Below are 547 nucleotides of genomic sequence, written 5' to 3' on the forward strand. Positions count from 1 at the left end.
GACCGTTATAATCAGCCGCTGGGGTGAAGGTAAAGGTGCCATTGGTGTTTATTAATAAACTCCCCACGCCCGCAATTGTTGCTGTCGTTCCAGCGGTATAAACCGTGGTGTCCCCTGCAATAACAAACTGCGTCACATTAAGCGCGTCACCATCTGCATCGGTGTCGTTGGTTAATACATTACCAGTGGCTGGGGTATCTTCTGTTACTGAAATTGGACCATCATTAACGGCTTCAGGCGCATCGTTAACAGGGGTAATGTCATTGAAACTTAATACCGCAGTATCGATCCCACCGTTAGCATCGCTGACCGTGTAAGTTGCACTTGGTACTGGACCGTTGTAATCAGCCGCTGGGGTGAAGGTAAAGGTGCCATTGGTGTTTATTAATAAACTCCCCACGCCCGCGATGGTTGCTGTTGTTCCGGCGGTATAAACCGTGGTGTCCCCTGCAATAACAAACTGCGTCACATTAAGCACGTCAGCATCTGCATCGGTGTCGTTGGTTAATACATTGCCAGTGGCTGGCGTGTCTTCTGTTACCGAAAT

At 49.0% G+C, this 547-nt stretch carries 1 protein-coding gene; it reads right to left on the reverse strand.

Annotated features, from left to right (window positions below):
• A partial coding sequence (locus GQR56_RS21345; RefSeq protein WP_166115406.1) for an Ig-like domain-containing protein occupies positions 1-547 on the reverse strand: 547 nt, incomplete at both ends.

This window comes from Pseudoalteromonas sp. Z9A5 (assembly GCF_011378875.1).
Lineage (GTDB): Bacteria > Pseudomonadota > Gammaproteobacteria > Enterobacterales > Alteromonadaceae > Pseudoalteromonas.